20 protein-coding genes are annotated in these 17,415 nt (G+C 51.6%); 14 read left to right on the top strand and 6 right to left on the bottom strand.

The window, feature by feature from the left end; genetic code table 11:
• Positions 1-3: 3 nt before the first annotated feature.
• Complete coding sequence (locus ACWAU4_RS14390) at positions 4-246, top strand: YecH family metal-binding protein (protein WP_025011482.1); 243 nt, start codon at positions 4-6, stop codon at positions 244-246.
• On the opposite strand, the gene ACWAU4_RS14385 is transcribed toward ACWAU4_RS14390, so the two are convergent.
• From ACWAU4_RS14385 to suhB, 6 genes are all read right to left on the bottom strand, one after another.
• The gene (locus ACWAU4_RS14385; protein ID WP_025011483.1) at positions 240-590 is read right to left on the bottom strand and encodes a hypothetical protein; all 351 of its coding nucleotides are present in this window, start codon (positions 588-590) and stop codon (positions 240-242) included. The genes ACWAU4_RS14390 and ACWAU4_RS14385 overlap by 7 nt on opposite strands.
• Positions 577-1,245, bottom strand: a complete 669-nt coding sequence (locus ACWAU4_RS14380) for an AAA family ATPase (RefSeq protein ID WP_025011484.1) — start codon at positions 1,243-1,245, stop codon at positions 577-579. The genes ACWAU4_RS14385 and ACWAU4_RS14380 overlap by 14 nt, the downstream gene beginning before the upstream one ends.
• 72 nt (positions 1,246-1,317) lie before the next feature.
• Entirely contained in the window at positions 1,318-1,620 is a 303-nt protein-coding gene (locus ACWAU4_RS14375) for a PilZ domain-containing protein (RefSeq protein ID WP_025011485.1), read from the bottom strand.
• Between the two features lie 277 nt (positions 1,621-1,897).
• Positions 1,898-2,302: a phosphate-starvation-inducible protein PsiE gene (locus ACWAU4_RS14370; RefSeq protein WP_028781034.1), complete on the bottom strand. Its 405-nt coding sequence runs from the start codon at positions 2,300-2,302 to the stop codon at positions 1,898-1,900.
• Positions 2,303-2,387: 85 nt separating this feature from the next.
• The gene (locus ACWAU4_RS14365; protein WP_454290573.1) at positions 2,388-3,554 is read right to left on the bottom strand and encodes an NnrS family protein; all 1,167 of its coding nucleotides are present in this window, start codon (positions 3,552-3,554) and stop codon (positions 2,388-2,390) included.
• 336 nt (positions 3,555-3,890) lie between these two features.
• The gene (gene suhB / locus ACWAU4_RS14360) at positions 3,891-4,691 is read right to left on the bottom strand and encodes an inositol-1-monophosphatase (RefSeq protein ID WP_028781032.1); all 801 of its coding nucleotides are present in this window, start codon (positions 4,689-4,691) and stop codon (positions 3,891-3,893) included.
• A 151-nt stretch (positions 4,692-4,842) separates the two neighbouring features.
• On the opposite strand from suhB, the gene trmJ reads away from it, so the two are divergent.
• The 13 genes from trmJ (at position 4,843) to ACWAU4_RS14295 (ending at position 17,237) form a co-directional block, all read left to right on the top strand.
• A complete protein-coding gene (gene trmJ, locus ACWAU4_RS14355; RefSeq protein WP_025889458.1) occupies positions 4,843-5,571 on the top strand; it encodes a tRNA (cytosine(32)/uridine(32)-2'-O)-methyltransferase TrmJ in 729 nt (242 codons plus the stop codon).
• 14 nt (positions 5,572-5,585) lie between these two features.
• Positions 5,586-6,407, top strand: coding sequence for a serine O-acetyltransferase (gene cysE, locus ACWAU4_RS14350; protein WP_025011488.1), 822 nt, complete (start codon positions 5,586-5,588; stop codon positions 6,405-6,407).
• A gap of 198 nt (positions 6,408-6,605) precedes the next feature.
• Complete coding sequence (gene iscR, locus ACWAU4_RS14345; RefSeq protein WP_025011489.1) at positions 6,606-7,067, top strand: Fe-S cluster assembly transcriptional regulator IscR; 462 nt, start codon at positions 6,606-6,608, stop codon at positions 7,065-7,067.
• A gap of 81 nt (positions 7,068-7,148) precedes the next feature.
• Positions 7,149-8,363: an IscS subfamily cysteine desulfurase gene (locus tag ACWAU4_RS14340; RefSeq protein ID WP_025011490.1), complete on the top strand. Its 1,215-nt coding sequence runs from the start codon at positions 7,149-7,151 to the stop codon at positions 8,361-8,363.
• A gap of 32 nt (positions 8,364-8,395) precedes the next feature.
• Positions 8,396-8,779, top strand: a complete 384-nt coding sequence (gene iscU, locus ACWAU4_RS14335) for a Fe-S cluster assembly scaffold IscU (protein WP_025011491.1) — start codon at positions 8,396-8,398, stop codon at positions 8,777-8,779.
• A 14-nt stretch (positions 8,780-8,793) separates the two neighbouring features.
• Positions 8,794-9,117 carry an iron-sulfur cluster assembly protein IscA gene (gene iscA, locus ACWAU4_RS14330; protein ID WP_025011492.1) on the top strand — a complete coding sequence of 108 codons (324 nt, stop codon included), beginning with the start codon at positions 8,794-8,796 and terminating at the stop codon, positions 9,115-9,117.
• A 24-nt stretch (positions 9,118-9,141) separates the two neighbouring features.
• Entirely contained in the window at positions 9,142-9,666 is a 525-nt protein-coding gene (hscB, locus tag ACWAU4_RS14325) for a co-chaperone HscB (RefSeq protein ID WP_454290307.1), read from the top strand.
• An 83-nt stretch (positions 9,667-9,749) separates the two neighbouring features.
• Positions 9,750-11,612 (top strand): Fe-S protein assembly chaperone HscA, encoded by a 1,863-nt coding sequence (hscA, locus tag ACWAU4_RS14320; RefSeq protein WP_044734792.1) that lies wholly within the window; start codon positions 9,750-9,752, stop codon positions 11,610-11,612.
• Positions 11,613-11,620: 8 nt separating this feature from the next.
• Positions 11,621-11,956, top strand: coding sequence for an ISC system 2Fe-2S type ferredoxin (gene fdx / locus ACWAU4_RS14315; protein WP_025011494.1), 336 nt, complete (start codon positions 11,621-11,623; stop codon positions 11,954-11,956).
• 216 nt (positions 11,957-12,172) lie between these two features.
• Positions 12,173-13,072, top strand: a complete 900-nt coding sequence (rimK, locus tag ACWAU4_RS14310) for a 30S ribosomal protein S6--L-glutamate ligase (RefSeq protein ID WP_454290306.1) — start codon at positions 12,173-12,175, stop codon at positions 13,070-13,072.
• A gap of 81 nt (positions 13,073-13,153) precedes the next feature.
• Positions 13,154-13,351, top strand: coding sequence for a Fe-S cluster assembly protein IscX (iscX, locus tag ACWAU4_RS14305; protein ID WP_025011496.1), 198 nt, complete (start codon positions 13,154-13,156; stop codon positions 13,349-13,351).
• Positions 13,352-13,746: 395 nt separating this feature from the next.
• Positions 13,747-14,178, top strand: a complete 432-nt coding sequence (gene ndk / locus ACWAU4_RS14300) for a nucleoside-diphosphate kinase (protein WP_025011497.1) — start codon at positions 13,747-13,749, stop codon at positions 14,176-14,178.
• A gap of 386 nt (positions 14,179-14,564) precedes the next feature.
• Entirely contained in the window at positions 14,565-17,237 is a 2,673-nt protein-coding gene (locus ACWAU4_RS14295) for a TonB-dependent receptor (protein ID WP_107005349.1), read from the top strand.
• The last annotated feature ends 178 nt before the right edge of the window (positions 17,238-17,415 follow it).

The raw sequence follows: 17,415 nt of genomic DNA, 5'->3' as shown, positions 1-17,415 counted from the left end.
TACATGAATTCTTCGGTACATGGCCATCAGGTGCTGCAGTTGTTGCTGGAACAAACCGCTCCCATTCAGAGGAACAATCTCAAGGCACTGATGCAGGAGCGTTTCGGTAAAGACGCCCGTTATCATACCTGCAGCGCAGAGGGAATGGATGCCGACGCCTTGCTCAACTTCCTGGCCGCCAAGGGCAAATTTATCGAATCACCTCAGGGGCTGCGCACCCTTGAGAGCAAAATTTGCCGTCACTGAGTTTCGCCTGCCTCATCTCGGGCGATCATTTCGGCCTGGGCTTTATCGCTCAGGTTATGAAAGTCGCGAATGAAGATCCGCAGTAGCCTGGATTTGGCAATACCTGTCTTACGGGCGATGCTGTCCAGCTGGCTGATGCTGGCTTCGGTCAAGGTAAAAGTGGCATGGCGATAGAGACGGGTGGATTTTTTATCCAGACCCGTTTGGGATTTGGCGGCCGCTATCCCGGTTAAGCGGCTGGGTTTCCCATGAGCATAGTTGTTGGCATCTTCGATAAAATCCTCGACAGAGACCTTCTTTGCCTTGGGTTTGATCTTTTGGCGTTTGAGATCAGTTAAGCTCATAAGAGTTTTCCGGCGGAATGGCTAACAGCTCGTCGGCGATATTGCGAATTTCCTCGGCGGCTTTTCCATCGGGCTCAATTTCGATGACCGAGGAGCCTTTTTCTTCGCTGTCATCATAAATGTTACGGCTGAAGGTCACTGAATCCAGCACCCTGAGACCGAATGAGTTGACCACATCCTTGGCTTCAAGAATGCGTTTGAACTGTGAGGGCAGGGCCGGGCATTGGGTCAGTACAATTGTCGCCACCATCTTGGGATTGACCATCTTACAGGTGCTGAGCATATCTTCCATATGCGGCAAGGTCTTCAAATCGCGCCGCTTGGGCCTCAAGGGGATCACCACATAGCTGGCAACCGACATGGCGGCGCGCATTGCCAGGTTGTCCTGACCGCCACAGTCGACTATCACATAGTCGAAACGTTCATCGAGACTCAGGAGATCGTTGCGGATCTTGCCGTAGAGCTGAATACAGTTGATGGCCGGCAGGGAAGGGTCATTGTTACGGGCCTGGATCCAGTCGGATGTGGTGCGCTGTGGGTCACAGTCGACCATCAGTACATTGGCCTGATATTTCTGGGTAATGTGTACAGCCAAATTCTGGGCCAGGCAGCTCTTGCCACTACCACCTTTCTCCCCACCTACGAGCAGTATCATGAATTTTCTCCCCGTGTCCTCGGTACTTATGTTGAATTAAAGTATAGAACACCCCGGATACTGCGTCGGAGTCTAGATAAGTTGCATAGCGATGTGAAAACTCTTTGGATGACTCTCGCTGCAACGGCACACCTGTCCTTTTACAGTGTTTTGGGCATCGGTTCCGGCATGGAAGGTCACGGATACCAGTTCTCCCAAGGCAAAAGGCTGACTGTATTCAAACAAAATTCCCCGTCTGGACAGATCGATACAGACACCATCGTCAATGTGCTCATTGCCCGCTTTATCCAACCAATGAAGCCTGATCCGCTCCGCCTCCAGATCGACTCGCAGTGATCTGCGTCTTTCGATAAAGTCATCCAGATTTTCATCCATGTCGGTCCCCTTTAATTCAATGGATAGTCGGCAGTTTCCCATGCATTATCTAAGTTAGAGTCACTCGTTGCCGTGTATGCATCCAAGGCCAAGGTCGAACTACCCTGATAAACCTTTCTTGCCCTATTTGCCACCACAGCTTTTATTTTTGCTGAGTGAGTCAACTCTCATGTGCAATGGTATAAGTGTTTTAAAAATAGCATAGATTTGTCGGTAACTGCGGCCGGTTATCTCGAGCCGATAAAAAAGAACCCGGCGTTTGCCGGGCTCATCGAATTCAGTTGTCATACTCTTGATTCTTGGGGTAGGGCATCTTCAACTGCCCCCAGCGGATCACTATTACGGTTGCCGCCAGTACCAGGGTCGAGATTGAAATGGCTACTATGCGCCAATCCTCCATCGACTTCATATCCAAAATTAAGTAACGGGCCAAAGCTACAATCGCGATATAGAGTGGCATACGTACAGGCAACTTGCCGGACTCGGCATAATTGGCCACCATTGCCAACACTTCCAGATAGATAAACAGCAACAGCAGATCGGCAAGGGCCACAGCCCCCATTTTGAAGATATGCACTATCTCCTGGCCAATGGCGACGACTGTGGCAATGGCAATAACAATCAACACCAGATGTTCGACGGCTTTAAGGCTCTTAGAGCCGTATTTGCGATACAGTTCCATGAAAACTCCCTGAAATCATTTCCTAAATAGTATCAGCAAATTTTCTGCCTGCCGCGAAATCTGTGTGATAGCTTTCACAGAACCTTTAACCGGGGCGGCCATCCAGCCTCGCTCGGCAAAGGATTGGTGCGTAAAGCAAAACAAAAGTGGCAAATGCCATCAGCCAGCAGATAATCGCGCCCATCAGCAAGATTTGGCTTACCTGGGGCACAATAGCTGCCGTAACCCGCAATATTGCAGCCAGTAATATCAAGCCAAAGGCGGGTATCATGGGCCAGGCAATCTGCAGCGGTCTGCCGGAATGCCCCAAAGATACCCTCGCCATCATAGCCAGGATCATTCCACCCATACCGCCAACGGTCAGGGCATGAAACCCCAACATCATCTGACCGCTGACACCGATAATCAGCAGCCCGATCGGAATACACAGGTAACTCAAATGCAGTGACCACAGCAGTGGTACCTTGAGACTGGCGCGCCAGCCCCAACGAGCCCAGCGCAGCAGTAGCGCAGCACCTGCCAGCAAGGCCAATGCTTGTGTCAGCCAAGGGTAGGGTAAAAATAAACTGATAAGCATCAGGGGTAAGGAGGCGAAGCTGAGCGCTTCGAGTAAAGGGGTTGGCGCCTTGCGGTTAAAGCTGGTGGCGCGCTCGGTAAAGAAGGGGATCACCCTGCCACCGAGTAATGCTACCAGGAGAATGACCAGCAGCGCCGCGGCTTGCAGTGCTTTTTGTGCCAATCCGGGCTGTTCAAGGCCGAGATAAGAGAGGAGGTTGGCACCGAAGAGCAATAGCAGCAGAGGCACAAACACCAGGTTGCGCCACTGTTTTACTCGGATTACAGCCAACCCGAGCAGTAGCGCCGTGACTGGGAAGAAGGCCAGATCCAGCAGCATTACCAAAGTAAAAGGGGCTATGCTGGCATCGAGCAAGAGTAGTCTGGGAGCCAGCCATAGACACCAGAGCAGCAGCAATGGCCAGCCTCTTATACCTGGAACCCCTGTCCAGTTTTGAACTGCTGTTAACAAAAAGCCCGCGACAACAGCGCCTGTGAAGCCGAACAGCATTTCGTGACCATGCCACCACAGAGGGTTAGCGTGGGGCGTCAATGGTACTTGACCACTGAGTAACGCTCCCCAAAGTAAGAGTGACAACAAGCCGAACAGGCTGGCGCCGAGAAAAAAAGGTCTGAAGCCCAAACGGAAGAGCGCCAGCGGAAACTGCTTGTTGGCCGGTTCATCGATGTTGAGGATGCCACCCTGAGTGTTGCGAGTGCCGGATTTGCTCATAGTCTAGCCTTAAATACCCAAACAAAATACTCGGGTATTTTAAGGTGTAATATAAATGCATGTAAATATATCCAAAGAGTTATCTGTATGAGAGACTGAGGGACGATCCCCATCCTTGGTTATTCCGGCTTGGCTCGGCCAGAGCCTTATTGATTCAATCTGATTTACTTGAACGGATTGAAGTCCGCTCTATCTTCTTGGCGTTCAGGCGTAAAAAAACCGCCATAAGGCGGTTTTTACCAACAGACTTCAGCACTTAGCAGCCTATTGCGATGTTTGCTTAAGCACTTGTCTGATAACTTACTTCAGAGCGTCGCTCAACAGGGGACGGAAGCGTTTGACCAGCAGGCTGGTGGCTTTAGGCGCACCGGCAACGATATTGCCAGAGAGCAGATAGTTGTGACCACCACTGAAGTCGGTAACTGTACCACCGGCTTCACGAACAATCAGATCGCCGGCAGCAATATCCCACGGCTTGAGGCCCAGTTCGAAGAAGGCGTCTACACGACCGGCAGCCACATAGGCCAGATCCAGCGCGGCTGAGCCGGCGCGGCGCAAGTCGGCACACAGAGAGAAAGTCTCGCCAAACAGCTTCATATAAGTTTCAGTATGCTGACGGGCCTTGAAAGGGAAGCCAGTGGCAACCAGACTAGCGCCCAGATCGCTGACATTGTTTACACGGATACGGAAATCATTCAGCTTGGCCCCTTTACCACGTACGGCGCTGAACAGTTCATCGCGAACAGGATCATAAACAACGGCAACTTCAGTCTTGCCTTTGTACTGCATGGCGATGGAAACGGCGAAGTGAGGTACACCATTAACAAAGTTATTGGTGCCGTCCAGAGGATCAACAATCCACAGATAATCTTGGTTGGTGCCGCGGTTTTCGCCATTTTCCTCACCCACTATGCTGTGGTCAGGATAGGACTTGCGGATCTGATAGATAATTGCTGCTTCTGCTTCCTTGTCTACACTGGTCACAAAATCGTTGACACCTTTGGCATCGACTTCAATACGGTCGAGTTCGGTGTAGGCACGCATAATAGTTTGGCCCGCAGCGCGAGCAGCGCGCACGGCAATAGTCAGCATCGGATGCATTGCAATCCCCTGGATGTTAAAGAACGGACAAAAATTCGGCGCAGATTATACCCTAGTTGTCAGTTATATCAAATGGCGATTTTTCTATAAGCAAAAAAATGTGCCTGTGGTACCATCCGCCTCCTGATTTTTTTATTTTTGAAGTTGTTCCATGCTCTCCAATATTCGTGTCGTCCTGGTAGGTACCACGCATCCCGGAAATATAGGTTCTGTGGCCAGGGCCATGAAAACAATGGGATTATCCAACCTTTATCTGGCGGAGCCCAAAGTTGAGCCAGATGGCCAGTCCATTGCGCTTGCCGCCGGTGCCTCCGATATTCTCAAACATCTGGTCAAGGTCGATAGCCTGGAAGAGGCGATTAAAGACTGCAGCTTGGTGATTGCCACCAGTGCCCGCAGCCGCACTCTCGACTGGCCCGTGCTCGAACCCCGTGAAGCGGGCAGTAAATTGGCGCTTGAGAGCAGTCAGGGCCCGGTCGCCATTGTCTTTGGCCGTGAAAGCCATGGCCTGAGCAACGAAGAGTTGCAGAAATGCCACTATCATGTGTGTATCCCCGCCAACCCGGAATACAGCTCACTCAACCTGGCCCAGGCGGTGCAGCTTATCTGTTATGAAACCCGGGTGGCTTGGCTGGAGAAGCATCAACAAGCCGAGCAGGAGCTGGTTGAGTATCCCAGCAGTGAAGATCATGAGCGTTTCTTTGAACATCTGGAACGGACACTGCAAAAAACCGGCTTTATTATCAAGAATCATCCGGGACAGGTGATGATCAAGCTGCGGCGCCTGTTCACCCGAGCCAGAATCGAAACGCAGGAGATGAACATACTGCGCGGGATCCTGACATCGGTAGAGAAAAAGGTCGACAGCAAAGAAGAGTAATCCGAGGAATCAAGATGGGTGTGATAGCCAGACTGAAAGAGGACATAGGGTCCATTTACCATAGGGATCCTGCGGCGCGCGGTGCGCTGGAAATATTGCTCAACTACCCGGGTATGCAGGCTATTTGGCTGCACCGCATCAGTCATAAGCTGTGGAAGGCCAATTGGTGTTTTCTGGCGCGTTGTTTGTCCACCTTTTCCCGTTGGCTTACTGGGGTGGAAATACACCCGGGCGCAACCATAGGCCGGCGCTTCTTCATCGACCACGGCATGGGGGTTGTTATAGGGGAAACCGCCGAGATTGGCGATGATTGTACCCTTTATCACGGCGTGACCTTGGGAGGCACCACCTGGCAAGCCGGTAAACGTCATCCGACCCTTGGCAATAACGTGGTCATAGGAGCGGGGGCCAAGGTGCTGGGCCCCATTACCATGCATGATGGTGCCCGGGTTGGTTCCAACTCTGTGGTGGTCAAAGACGTGCCCAAGGACACTACCGTTGTGGGCATTCCTGGCCGGGCTGTCACAGTGGCGTCGGCTCAGTCCAAGGAAACCAGCGAGCGTCGCAGCGCCATGGCCAAGAAATATGGTTTTGACGCCTACGCCGTGTCACCCGACAACCCCGACCCTGTTGCCAATGCCATAGGCCAGATGCTGGACCATATGCATCTGATGGACTCCAAAGTACAGGAAGTCTGTCAGGCGGTTCAGAAAATGGGTGGCAGTGTTTGCACCGAGCGCCTGCCAGAGCTGGATGTGGGCGAGTTCAGCGAGGCCGAAACCGCTGCGGCGGAAAAGCGCCAGCAGGCAATGGATGAGTTTGATCCCATAATCTGATACTTAATGGCTATTTTGTGGGCTTTTGCCATTGAATAATCGCGGCGAAAAAGGTTAAATACCCCACTAAGCAGACAGGGTATTCAACCTGATTTATGAACCACTAATACCCGAGTAAACAAGTAGGATTTATACTTGACTAAATTGCTCGGGTATGTTGAAATTCCCACATACCTGTTTGGGAGCCGTGGTCGTTTTATGAAACTTACATCTAAGGGTCGCTACGCAGTGACAGCCATGCTGGACGTGGCCATACATTCGGCGCAGGGGCCGGTACCGCTGGCAGATATTTCCGAGCGCCAGGGGATTTCCCTTTCTTACCTAGAACAACTCTTTGCCAAACTGAGAAAACAAGGCTTGGTCGCCAGTGTGCGCGGTCCCGGTGGTGGTTATCGCCTCGGACTGGAAGCCAACGATATCTCGGTGGGCATGGTGGTACATGCGGTGGATGAATCTGTCGATGCCACCCGTTGTCAGGGACAGGGGAATTGCCAGAGTGGCACCCGCTGTCTGACGCATTCGCTCTGGGGTGACCTGAGCAAACAGATTTCTGACTTTTTAAATGGCATCAGCCTTGCTGCACTGATGCAGAAACGGGATGTACAGTTCATCTCGGTAAAGCAAGATAAGATGCAGCAGGAGCAGAGAGTCAGCGCTTGAGCTGATCCTCTGGTGGATATAAAAACGAATAATGTACGTTGTATGTAGCCTCGGCCGAGACTGCGAAGTACGGAGTGTGTAATGAAGCTTCCTATCTATTTGGATTATGCCGCAACAACGCCTGTAGACCCCCGGGTTGCAGACAAAATGGTACAGTACATGACAATGGACGGTGTATTCGGTAACCCCGCATCCCGTTCACACCGCTACGGCTGGCAGGCCGAAGAAGCAGTGGATATTGCCCGCAACCAGGTCGCGGAGCTGATCAATGCCGATCCCCGTGAAATCGTGTTCACCTCCGGCGCCACTGAATCTGACAACCTGGCTATCAAAGGTGTTGCCCACTTCTACCAGAAGAAGGGTAAGCACATCATCACCAGCAAGACAGAACATAAGGCCGTACTGGATACCTGCCGTCAGTTGGAGCGTGAAGGTTTCGAGGTCACTTACCTGGAACCTGCGGCCAACGGTATTATTCCCATGGAGCGCCTGGAAGCGGCCATGCGCGACGACACTATTCTTGTCAGCATCATGCATGTTAACAACGAGATTGGCGTGATCCACGATATTGATGCCATCGGCGAACTGTGCCGTAGCAAAGGCATCATCTTCCATGTGGATGCTGCCCAGAGTGCCGGTAAACTGCCTATCGATATTCAAAAGACCAAGGTCGACCTCATGTCTATCTCGGGTCACAAGATGTATGGCCCTAAAGGCATAGGTGCCCTGTATGTGCGCCGTAAGCCTCGTATTCGTCTGGAAGCCCAGATGCACGGTGGTGGTCATGAGCGTGGTATGCGCAGCGGCACCCTGGCGACTCACCAAATTGTGGGTATGGGCGAAGCGGCAGCCATTGCCAAAGCCGATATGGAAAAAGATAACGAACGTATTCGCTATCTGCGCGACAAGCTGTGGAACGGTATCAAAGATATCGAAGAAACCTATCTCAATGGCGATATGGAGCAACGTGCCTGCGGCAGCTTGAACGTCAGCTTTAACTATGTGGAAGGCGAGTCGCTGATGATGGCGCTCAAGGACTTGGCCGTATCTTCCGGCTCGGCCTGTACCTCTGCCAGTCTGGAGCCCAGCTATGTGCTGCGTGCCCTGGGGCTGAACGACGAGATGGCGCACAGCTCAATCCGTTTCTCCATCGGTCGTTTCACTTCCGAGGAAGAGATCGACTACGCAATCGAAACCATTAAAAACTCTATTGGCAAACTGAGAGAAATGTCACCACTTTGGGAAATGTTCAAAGATGGTGTGGACCTCAACCAGGTGCAGTGGGCACACCACTGATCCCCGCGGATAGATGAATTTGGAGCAGTATCATGGCTTACAGTGAAAAAGTGATAGATCATTACGAGAACCCGCGTAACGTAGGTTCTTTCGACAAGAACGACCCCTCCGTAGTGACCGGCATGGTGGGTGCGCCTGCCTGTGGTGACGTGATGAAACTGCAGCTCAAGATTGACGACCAGGGCATCATTGAAGATGCTCGCTTCAAGACTTACGGCTGTGGCAGCGCCATCGCATCAAGCTCTTTGGTGACCGAATGGGTTAAAGGCAAGTCCATCGAGGAAGCGGCTGCCATCAAGAACACGGATATTGCAGAAGAGCTGGCTCTGCCACCTGTGAAGATCCACTGTTCTATTCTGGCCGAAGACGCCATCAAGGCGGCTCTGGAAGAGTACAAGTCCAAGCAAGCTAAATAACGCCAGGAGTTAAGATGGCTATTACTATGACGCCTGCCGCCGCCGAGCGTGTCCGTGCCTTTCTGAGCAACAGAGGAAAAGGCATAGGTTTGCGCTTGGGGCTTAAGACTTCAGGCTGCAGCGGGATGGCTTACGTTCTGGAATTTGTCGACGAACTCAATGAAGATGATGAGGTTTACAACATAGATGGTGTCAACATCATCATAGATGCCAAGAGCTTCATCTATCTTCAGGGGATCGAGCTGGACTTTGTCAAGGAAGGACTCAACGAAGGCTTTAAATTCAATAACCCTAACGCCAAAGGTGAGTGTGGTTGCGGTGAGAGCTTCACGGTTTGAGTTTCACCGCCGCCTTGAGAGTATATGAATTATTTCGAGCTGTTTGATTTAACTCCCTCCTTTGATGTGGACACCGCCGAGCTGGCCAGTCGCTATCGCGATCTGCAGCGGGCGGTGCATCCCGACAAGTTTGCCAACGCCAGTGAACAGCAAAAACTGCTGGCCATTTCCCGCACTGCCCAGATAAACGACGCCTTTCAGATCCTGAAAGATCCTATCCGTCGGGCCGAACATATGTTGGCGCTCAAAGGTGTGGATATCAGTCACGAGACCACCACGGTTAAAGACACCGCCTTTTTGATGCAGCAGATGGAATGGCGTGAAGCGCTGGAAGAGATAGGCCAGAGCGGCGATGCCCAGAGCGATATCGATGAGCTCGATGTTTCATTTGCGGCTTACCGTAAGCAGGTGACAGAGCTGCTGCGTAACCAACTTCACAGTTCCAAAGAGGCCGACGCAATAGCCGCGGCAGATCAAGTCCGCAAGTTGAAGTTTATGGCAAAATTGCAGGATGAACTGCAGCGGGCCCAGGATGCGCTGTTCGACTGACGTCGCCTTCGGCCTTCAAGCATATTCCTACGGTTGGCTCAATTTTTGATTGGGCCAACTTTTTAAACACAAGATGGAAGACTATGGCACTTTTGCAGATTGCTGAACCCGGCCAAATGGCCGCTCCTCACCAACACAGATTGGCCGCAGGGATAGACTTGGGTACTACCAACTCCCTGGTTGCTGCGGTTCGCAGCGGCGAGGCGAGCACGCTGGCCGACGAGCAAGGCCGGCATTCATTACCATCTGTGGTGCACTATGGCGAGCAGGGTGTTCGTGTGGGTCACGATGCCCTGGCCGATTCGGCCAAGGATCCTGAAAACACCATAGTGTCGGTGAAGCGTTTCATGGGCCGCTCTTTGGCCGATGTGCAAATCGGTGAGCAAGCTTTCCCTTATCAGTTTGAAGCCAGTGAAAACGGTCTGCCTCTGTTTGTGACCCGCGCCGGTAAGATGAATCCGGTTCAGGTGTCTGCAGAGGTATTGCGCCCCCTGATTGCCCGCGCCGAGTCTACCCTGGGCGGGCCTTTGGAAGGCGTGGTTATCACAGTGCCTGCTTATTTTGATGATGCCCAGCGTCAGGGAACCAAAGATGCGGCAGCTTTGCTCGGTATCAAGGTGTTACGCCTGCTCAACGAGCCAACTGCGGCCGCCATCGCCTATGGCCTGGACTCGGGACAGGAAGGCGTCATTGCCGTCTATGACTTGGGCGGCGGTACCTTTGATATCTCTATTTTGCGCCTCAACCGCGGCGTGTTTGAGGTACTTGCAACCGGTGGCGATTCCCGCCTGGGTGGTGATGACTTTGATGAGCTGCTGCAAGGCCTGTTGCGTGAACGCATGGCGCTGGAGTCGCTTTCAAGCCAGGAAGCGCGGCAGTTGCTGATGGAAGCCCGGCGGGTAAAAGAAGCGTTGACCGATAGCGACAGCACTATTGCTAAGCTGACACTGAAAGATGGCAGTGAGTGTGAAGCCGAGGTGAGTCGCAGTGAGTTTGACCAGTTGATAAGCACGCTGGTGAAGAAAACCATTCAGGGTTGCCGCAAGGCCCTACGTGATGCCGGAGTGGATACTGATGAGGTACTGGAAACCGTGATGGTTGGCGGCTCTACCCGGGTGCCTCTGGTGCGGGAAATGGTCGGTGACTTCTTTGGCAAGACGCCGCTGACGTCCATCGACCCTGATCGAGTGGTCGCCATAGGCGCTGCGGTACAGGCCGATATCCTGGTGGGTAACAAGCCTGACTCGGATCTCTTGCTGCTGGATGTGATCCCGTTGTCGCTCGGCATTGAAACCATGGGCGGTTTGGTGGAGAAGGTGATCCCGCGCAATACCACCATTCCGGTGGCCAGAGCCCAGGAATTCACCACCTTCAAAGACGGTCAGAGCGCCATGGCGTTTCATGTGGTGCAAGGTGAACGTGAACTGGTGGCCGATTGCCGCTCTCTGGCACGCTTTACCCTCAAGGGCATTCCACCATTGGCCGCTGGTGCAGCGCATATTCGGGTGACCTTCCAGGTCGATGCCGATGGTTTGCTCAGCGTCACCGCCATGGAGAAGTCGACCGGGGTGCAATCCAGCATCCAGGTTAAACCTTCCTTCGGTCTGAGTGATACTGAAATTGCCGGAATGCTCAAAGATTCGATGCAGAACGCCAAAGAGGATATTGAGCTGAGAATGCTCACCGAGCAGCGAGTGGAAGCGGCCAGGGTACTGGAATCGCTGCACTCGGCGCTGGCGAAAGATGGCGAGCTGCTCAGCCAGGAGGAGCGCGCTCTGGTTGACCGCGCCATGGCTGACTTGAGTGAAACCGCTGCCAATGGCGATGTTGATGCCATCAAGGCGGCGATAGAAGCGGTGGATGCGCAGACCCAGGAGTTTGCCGCCAGACGCATGGACAATTCGATTCGGGCCGCACTGAAGGGTCAGTCGGTCGATAACATATAGGTGAGACTATGCCACAGATAGTATTTTTGCCCCATGAAGAACTGTGTCCTGAAGGCGCCGTGGTGGAGGCAGAGGTGGGTGAATCCATTTTGGATGTCGCGCTGAAAAACGGCATCAACATAGAGCATGCCTGCGAGAAATCCTGCGCCTGTACCACCTGCCATGTGATAGTGCGTGAAGGCTTCGATGAGCTTGAGCCAAGCGATGATCTGGAAGACGACATGCTGGACAAGGCTTGGGGCCTGGAGCCTGAAAGTCGTCTGTCCTGTCAGGCCAAGGTGGTTGAAGGTGATATGGTTGTTGAAATCCCCAAATACACAGTCAACATGGTCAGTGAAGGCTAAGGAAGGTCCGAACAAGTCCTCGTGGCCTTATCTTTTGTAGAGAGTGGCCTGCACAGCAATTGGCGTTCAAAGCATCTTCCCTAAGTGCTGACATCTTTTGAAAACCGGCCCCAAGTGGCCGGTTTTTTATTGCTATGCTTGGCGTGCAGAGATTGATTTCCAACACGGCAGGCGTATGATGCGCTGTCTTTTTCACTCTTAGGGACACTGACCTGGATGCAGATTGCAATTTTGTCACAGAACAAAACCTTATATTCCACACGCCGTTTGGTGGAGGCCGCCCAGGAACGGGGTTATCAGGTGCAGGTGATCAATCCGCTGGAATGCTATATGAATATCAGTATGCAGCAGTCCAGTATTCATATCGGGGGCGTCGAGTTGCCGTCCTTCGATGCGGTGATCCCGAGAATAGGTGCCGGCATTACTTTCTACGGCACGGCTGTGGTGCGTCAGTTTGAGATGATGGATACCTATACACTCAATAGCTCCATGGGGATCTCCCGCTCAAGGGATAAGCTGCGCTCCATGCAGTTACTGTCCCGCAAAGGCATAGGATTGCCAGTGACAGGTTTTGCCAATAAGCCCAGCGATATTCCGGATCTTATCGACATGGTCGGTGGCGCTCCCTTGGTGATTAAACTCTTGGAGGGCACTCAGGGGATAGGTGTGGTGCTGGCTGAAACCCGTAAGGCGGCCGAGAGTGTGATTGAGGCCTTTATGGGCCTCAAGGCTAACATCATGGTACAGGAATATATCAAGGAGGCCCAAGGGGCCGATATCCGCTGTTTTGTGCTCGGCGACAAGGTCATTGCCGCCATGAAACGCCAGGCTCTGCCGGGAGAGTTTCGCTCCAATCTGCATCGGGGCGGCACGGCAACCTTGGTGAAGTTGTCTCCGGAAGAGCGTTCAATCGCGGTGCGCGCCGCCAAAACCATGGGGTTGAATGTTGCCGGCGTGGATATTTTACGCTCCAACCATGGACCCGTGGTGATGGAGGTCAATTCATCCCCCGGACTCGAAGGGATTGAAGCCGCTACCGGCAAAGATGTTGCCGGCGCCATCATAGAGTTTATTGCCAAGCAGAGGCGTAAGGGCAAGACACCAAGCGAAGCCTGATCTTGGTCTCAACCAAGGCTATTAAGGCTTCAACTGCGGCGCTATACTCAAAGTCAGTACTTATCTGAAGCAGGAGTAACCATGGGACTCAAGTGGATAGATTCATTAGACTTGGCTTTGGAGTTGCTGGAGGCACATCCTGATGTGGATCCAGAGCAACTGCATTTCCCTGAGCTTTACGAGTGGATATTGGCGTTGGAAGCCTTCGATGATGACCCTAAACGCTGCAGCGAGAAAATTCTCGAAGCCGTGCAGCAATGCTGGATCGAGGAAAAGTAACCCCCCTCTGGCAGAAAACTGATCCCGGTCAAATTATCACCATCATGAGTCAACTATATTAGCTTAGTTAATAAATTGTTGTGCCGGTTTCGGAGGTTTGTCATGTCACGTTTCTTCGCCTGTAGTTTTGGATTATTTGCTCCGGCCGTGCTGGCACATTCGGGGCATGGTGGTGTTGGCTTGTTTCATCATTTTCCTCAGTTTATGCCTTTGTTATTGCTTTTGGTTTGCCTTTGCGGCGGTTACCTTTGGCTCAAGCGTCGGCATTGAGTCTTTGAGTACCTCCTCCCGGTAGATTTTGCCGGGCGCTTTGCGAGATAGGATTAGGATCTGGCGCATTTATTTCGTATAATCCGCGCGAAATTTTAAAAACTCGCTGATTAAGGAAGCTAGTCATGGCGATCGAACGTACTTTTTCTATCATTAAGCCTGATGCGGTAGCCAAGAACCACATTGGTGCTATCTACAACCGTTTTGAAACTGCCGGCCTGAAAATTGTTGCCGCCAAAATGGTTCACCTGACCAAAGAACAAGCCGAAGGTTTCTACGCTGAGCACAGCGAGCGTCCTTTCTTTGGTGCTCTGGTTTCTTTCATGACTTCTGGTCCTATCATGGTTCAGGTTCTGGAAGGTGAAAACGCCGTTCTGGCCAACCGTGAAATCATGGGTGCGACCAATCCTGCTGAAGCTGCCCGTGGAACTCTGCGTGCTGACTTTGCTGACAGCATCGATGAGAACGCTGTTCACGGCTCTGATGCTCTGGCATCAGCCGAGCGCGAAATCGCATACTTCTTTGCTGCTGATGAGCTGTGCCCTCGCACTCGTTAATTAACAGCAAATAGACAAAAGGAGCCGAATGGCTCCTTTTTTGTTTGATTTTTGTGTGCAGTGAAATTCTACATACATCACATTTTTCATCAAAAGCGTTGCATTAACAGTGGGTTGAAAAGTAAGCGTTGTAAATAAAATGTTTTGATACTTAATGATACACCTTGGCCGTAGCCGGCATTTGTTCTGTAAAAATATCATTAGTTTTTGATTTATAAGGTGCTTGAGTTTTACAAATTAAACCAGGTGTCAACAATTCGTTATCATTTAAGTGATTGATAATGTTGCTGTTATTGGTATGTTTCTCGTTTGGGGGGCTGAGTATTACATAGAATAAGAACACGGTGTTCCCTCCCTGCCACCGTGCTTGAAAAAGGAATGAGAATATGTCAACGCAGACTGCAGTCGCTAAGGCCATCCGCTTTAGTCTGTTTGCTTTTGTTTCCACATCAATCCCTACAATGGTTTATGCCGCCGATGATGCTCAGGCTACAGAACAAGTAGAACGTATTGAAGTCACTGGCTCCCGTATCAAACGTACAGATATGGAGAATGCTTCTCCTGTTGTTGTGATGAGTGCTGCCGATATTGAGAAAGGTGGCTTTAACTCGGTTCAGGATGTACTGGGTAACCTGTCGCAGAACTCAGGTGGCTCCATGTCTCAACAAGAGGTGCACGGTTTTACCCCTGCCGCTTCCTCTGTCAACCTTCGTGGTGTGGGCGCCGGTCGGGTACTGACCCTGATCAATGGTAAGCGGGTGCCCAAGTATCCCTTTGGTGCCGGTGGTACCGACAGCTTCGTGGATACTGCCAATATTCCTTTGGGTGCGATCGAGCGTATCGAGATCCTGACTACAGGTGCCTCGGCTATTTACGGCTCTGACGCCATGGGCGGTGTTATCAACATCATTCTCAAGAAAGATGTCGAACAGACAACTTTCAAGTACCGTTTCTCCGACACGGATGAAGGTGGTCTGCGCAACAATCAGTTCTCTTTCATGACAGGTGTCAGCAGTGATACGGCTAACCTGACTTTCTTTGCCGAATATGAAGACAGAACGGCACTGAAAGGGACAGATCGCTCAGAATGGGGCACAGATATTGTCGATGGAGCGTATTACTCAGGTTACAGCTCCTACGGTGCCAACCTGGTACAGGACCTCGGCAACAACAAAACTTCGCTGACCAAGACCTTGTCACCGGCAGAATGTGAGGCCCGTGGTTATGTGGTGATGGAAAATGGTCGCTGTGGTTTTGACCGCTCCAAGCAGCGTGATTTCATGCCGGAGCAGAAGCGCTACTCGACCATGATCAACCTCACCAAGGAGCTGAATGCGGATCATCAGTTGTATTCCCGTATCGATTACACTCATTCCTCGACCTTTACCGAGATTGAGTCTGCGACAGTGGGCACTGATTTCAAGTTCAAAGTGGCGGGTAATGCGGTCACTATTTTTAATGAAGACAAAGGTTTTTCCCAGACTTTCGACAACAAAGATGTTGCATTCGGTGGTGACTTTGCCAATGCTGCAGACGGCGACTACTACTACACCCGCCGTATGAGTGAGCTGGGGCCACGTACCTCTGACTTTGAAACCAATAACTTCTCTTTCATCATAGGTTCCAAGGGGTTCCTGACCGACAGTATCGAGTATGATACTTCCTGGTCTATTGCGCGTCAGACAGTGGAATCCCGCAGCAACGGTTCTCCAACTTACCAGAGCACCTTCGACTACCTGACCTCTGGCGACAGCGGCAAGTCTCTGCTGGATGTGATCTCTCCTGAAGATGCGGCACTGCTGAACTACGAAGGTAACAAGAAGGGACAATCTACTCTGTCCAGCTTTAGTGCCGGTATCAATGGTGATGCGTTCGAACTTGCCGGAGGCACTGCTGCCTACGCTGTGGGTATCGAATACAGCAAGGAGTGGTTCTACGATAAGTCTGACAGCTTCACCTCCAACGGTGGCGTCATAGGCAAGGGGGGCAGCAGCGCCGAAGGTGAACGTGAGCAGTATGCTGCCTATGCCGAGCTGGCCTTGCCATTGCTGGATCAGTTGACCATGACACTGGCCGGACGTTATGACTACTATGATGATGAGTCTGATGTTGGTGGCCAGTTTACTCCGCAAGTGTCACTGGAATACCGTCCAATCGACAGCCTGATGCTGCGTGCTTTGTATGCCGAGACTTTCCGCGCACCGGATATGCAGCGTTTGTTTGGCGATCCTACCACTGGCTACAGTACAGTTATCGACACTCCGCGCTGTGAAGCCTATGGTGAATGTGACAAGATTGAGTCTTTGCCGATTGCCATCGGTGCCAACCCAGAGTTGGAAGCCGAAGAGGGTAAAAACTACAACCTGGGTCTAGTCTGGGACTATGAAGGTATCAACCTGACGGTGGACTACTGGATGGTTGAAATCGACAATCTGGTGAATGACCCGAGTGCGCAGTATATTCTGGATCACGCCGATGCCTTTGCCGACAAGATTGAACGTGACAGCAATGGCAAGTTGCTGAAAGTGAACACTCAGGCGATGAATATGTCTTCTCGTGAGACTGCCGGTATCGATTTCTCTCTGGGCTATCGCTATGAAACCGAGAGCTATGGTGAATTCAGCAGCCGCCTGGAAGGGACTTACCTGACCCGTTGGAAGGAAAAGCTGACTCCGGATTCAGAGGAGCTGGACCTTATCGATGGTGAGGGATCTGCGCCTCAGCTGCGTGCCAACTTGAACCTGGGATGGTCTTACAACGACTTCTCCACCAACATTCTGTTCAAGTATATCGACAGCATGAATGGTGAGCGGATGGATTACTTTGTCAGCGAAGGTCTGGACAGCACTTATCCGGTGAAAATCGATAGCCATGTCGAGGTTAACCTGGCTGCCAGTTACTTCATCTACGACAATCTGAAGGTTTCTGCCGGTATCAACAACCTGTTTGATTCAGGACCGGAGATCGATTACACCCAGTCCAGCTGGCCTCATTACCCACGAGCCTACTATAACGTTATTGGACGTGAATATTATGCAGGGGTAGAGTTTACTTTCTAATAGTATTCAAACCTTGAAAACCGGCTTAATAAGCCGGTTTTTTTATGCCTAAAATAAACAAAGGGAAAATGATGTTAGATACATATTGATTCAGGTGTTTGCTAAATGTTTATTCTGGTTCGGTGTGATTTTTTTTGCCACGAGATAGTTGTTTCTTAAATATTAAATTTATGGAACC

The organism is Shewanella sp. FeAMO (assembly GCF_053653955.1).
Note: the sequence above shows the minus strand (reverse complement) of the source record. Positions and strands in the feature narration are given on the sequence as shown.

Coding starts and splice junctions, on each gene's coding strand:
- ACWAU4_RS14380 (WP_025011484.1), bottom strand. CDS start 1,245: ATGATACTGCTCGTAGGTGGGGAGAAAGGTGGTAGTGGCAAGAGCTGC.
- iscX (WP_025011496.1), top strand. CDS start 13,154: ATGGGACTCAAGTGGATAGATTCATTAGACTTGGCTTTGGAGTTGCTG.
- hscB (WP_454290307.1), top strand. CDS start 9,142: ATGAATTATTTCGAGCTGTTTGATTTAACTCCCTCCTTTGATGTGGAC.
- hscA (WP_044734792.1), top strand. CDS start 9,750: ATGGCACTTTTGCAGATTGCTGAACCCGGCCAAATGGCCGCTCCTCAC.
- trmJ (WP_025889458.1), top strand. CDS start 4,843: ATGCTCTCCAATATTCGTGTCGTCCTGGTAGGTACCACGCATCCCGGA.
- iscU (WP_025011491.1), top strand. CDS start 8,396: ATGGCTTACAGTGAAAAAGTGATAGATCATTACGAGAACCCGCGTAAC.
- ACWAU4_RS14385 (WP_025011483.1), bottom strand. CDS start 590: ATGAGCTTAACTGATCTCAAACGCCAAAAGATCAAACCCAAGGCAAAG.
- fdx (WP_025011494.1), top strand. CDS start 11,621: ATGCCACAGATAGTATTTTTGCCCCATGAAGAACTGTGTCCTGAAGGC.
- ACWAU4_RS14340 (WP_025011490.1), top strand. CDS start 7,149: ATGAAGCTTCCTATCTATTTGGATTATGCCGCAACAACGCCTGTAGAC.
- ACWAU4_RS14295 (WP_107005349.1), top strand. CDS start 14,565: ATGTCAACGCAGACTGCAGTCGCTAAGGCCATCCGCTTTAGTCTGTTT.
- ACWAU4_RS14370 (WP_028781034.1), bottom strand. CDS start 2,302: ATGGAACTGTATCGCAAATACGGCTCTAAGAGCCTTAAAGCCGTCGAA.
- rimK (WP_454290306.1), top strand. CDS start 12,173: ATGCAGATTGCAATTTTGTCACAGAACAAAACCTTATATTCCACACGC.
- suhB (WP_028781032.1), bottom strand. CDS start 4,691: ATGCATCCGATGCTGACTATTGCCGTGCGCGCTGCTCGCGCTGCGGGC.
- iscR (WP_025011489.1), top strand. CDS start 6,606: ATGAAACTTACATCTAAGGGTCGCTACGCAGTGACAGCCATGCTGGAC.
- ndk (WP_025011497.1), top strand. CDS start 13,747: ATGGCGATCGAACGTACTTTTTCTATCATTAAGCCTGATGCGGTAGCC.
- ACWAU4_RS14375 (WP_025011485.1), bottom strand. CDS start 1,620: ATGGATGAAAATCTGGATGACTTTATCGAAAGACGCAGATCACTGCGA.
- cysE (WP_025011488.1), top strand. CDS start 5,586: ATGGGTGTGATAGCCAGACTGAAAGAGGACATAGGGTCCATTTACCAT.
- iscA (WP_025011492.1), top strand. CDS start 8,794: ATGGCTATTACTATGACGCCTGCCGCCGCCGAGCGTGTCCGTGCCTTT.
- ACWAU4_RS14390 (WP_025011482.1), top strand. CDS start 4: ATGAATTCTTCGGTACATGGCCATCAGGTGCTGCAGTTGTTGCTGGAA.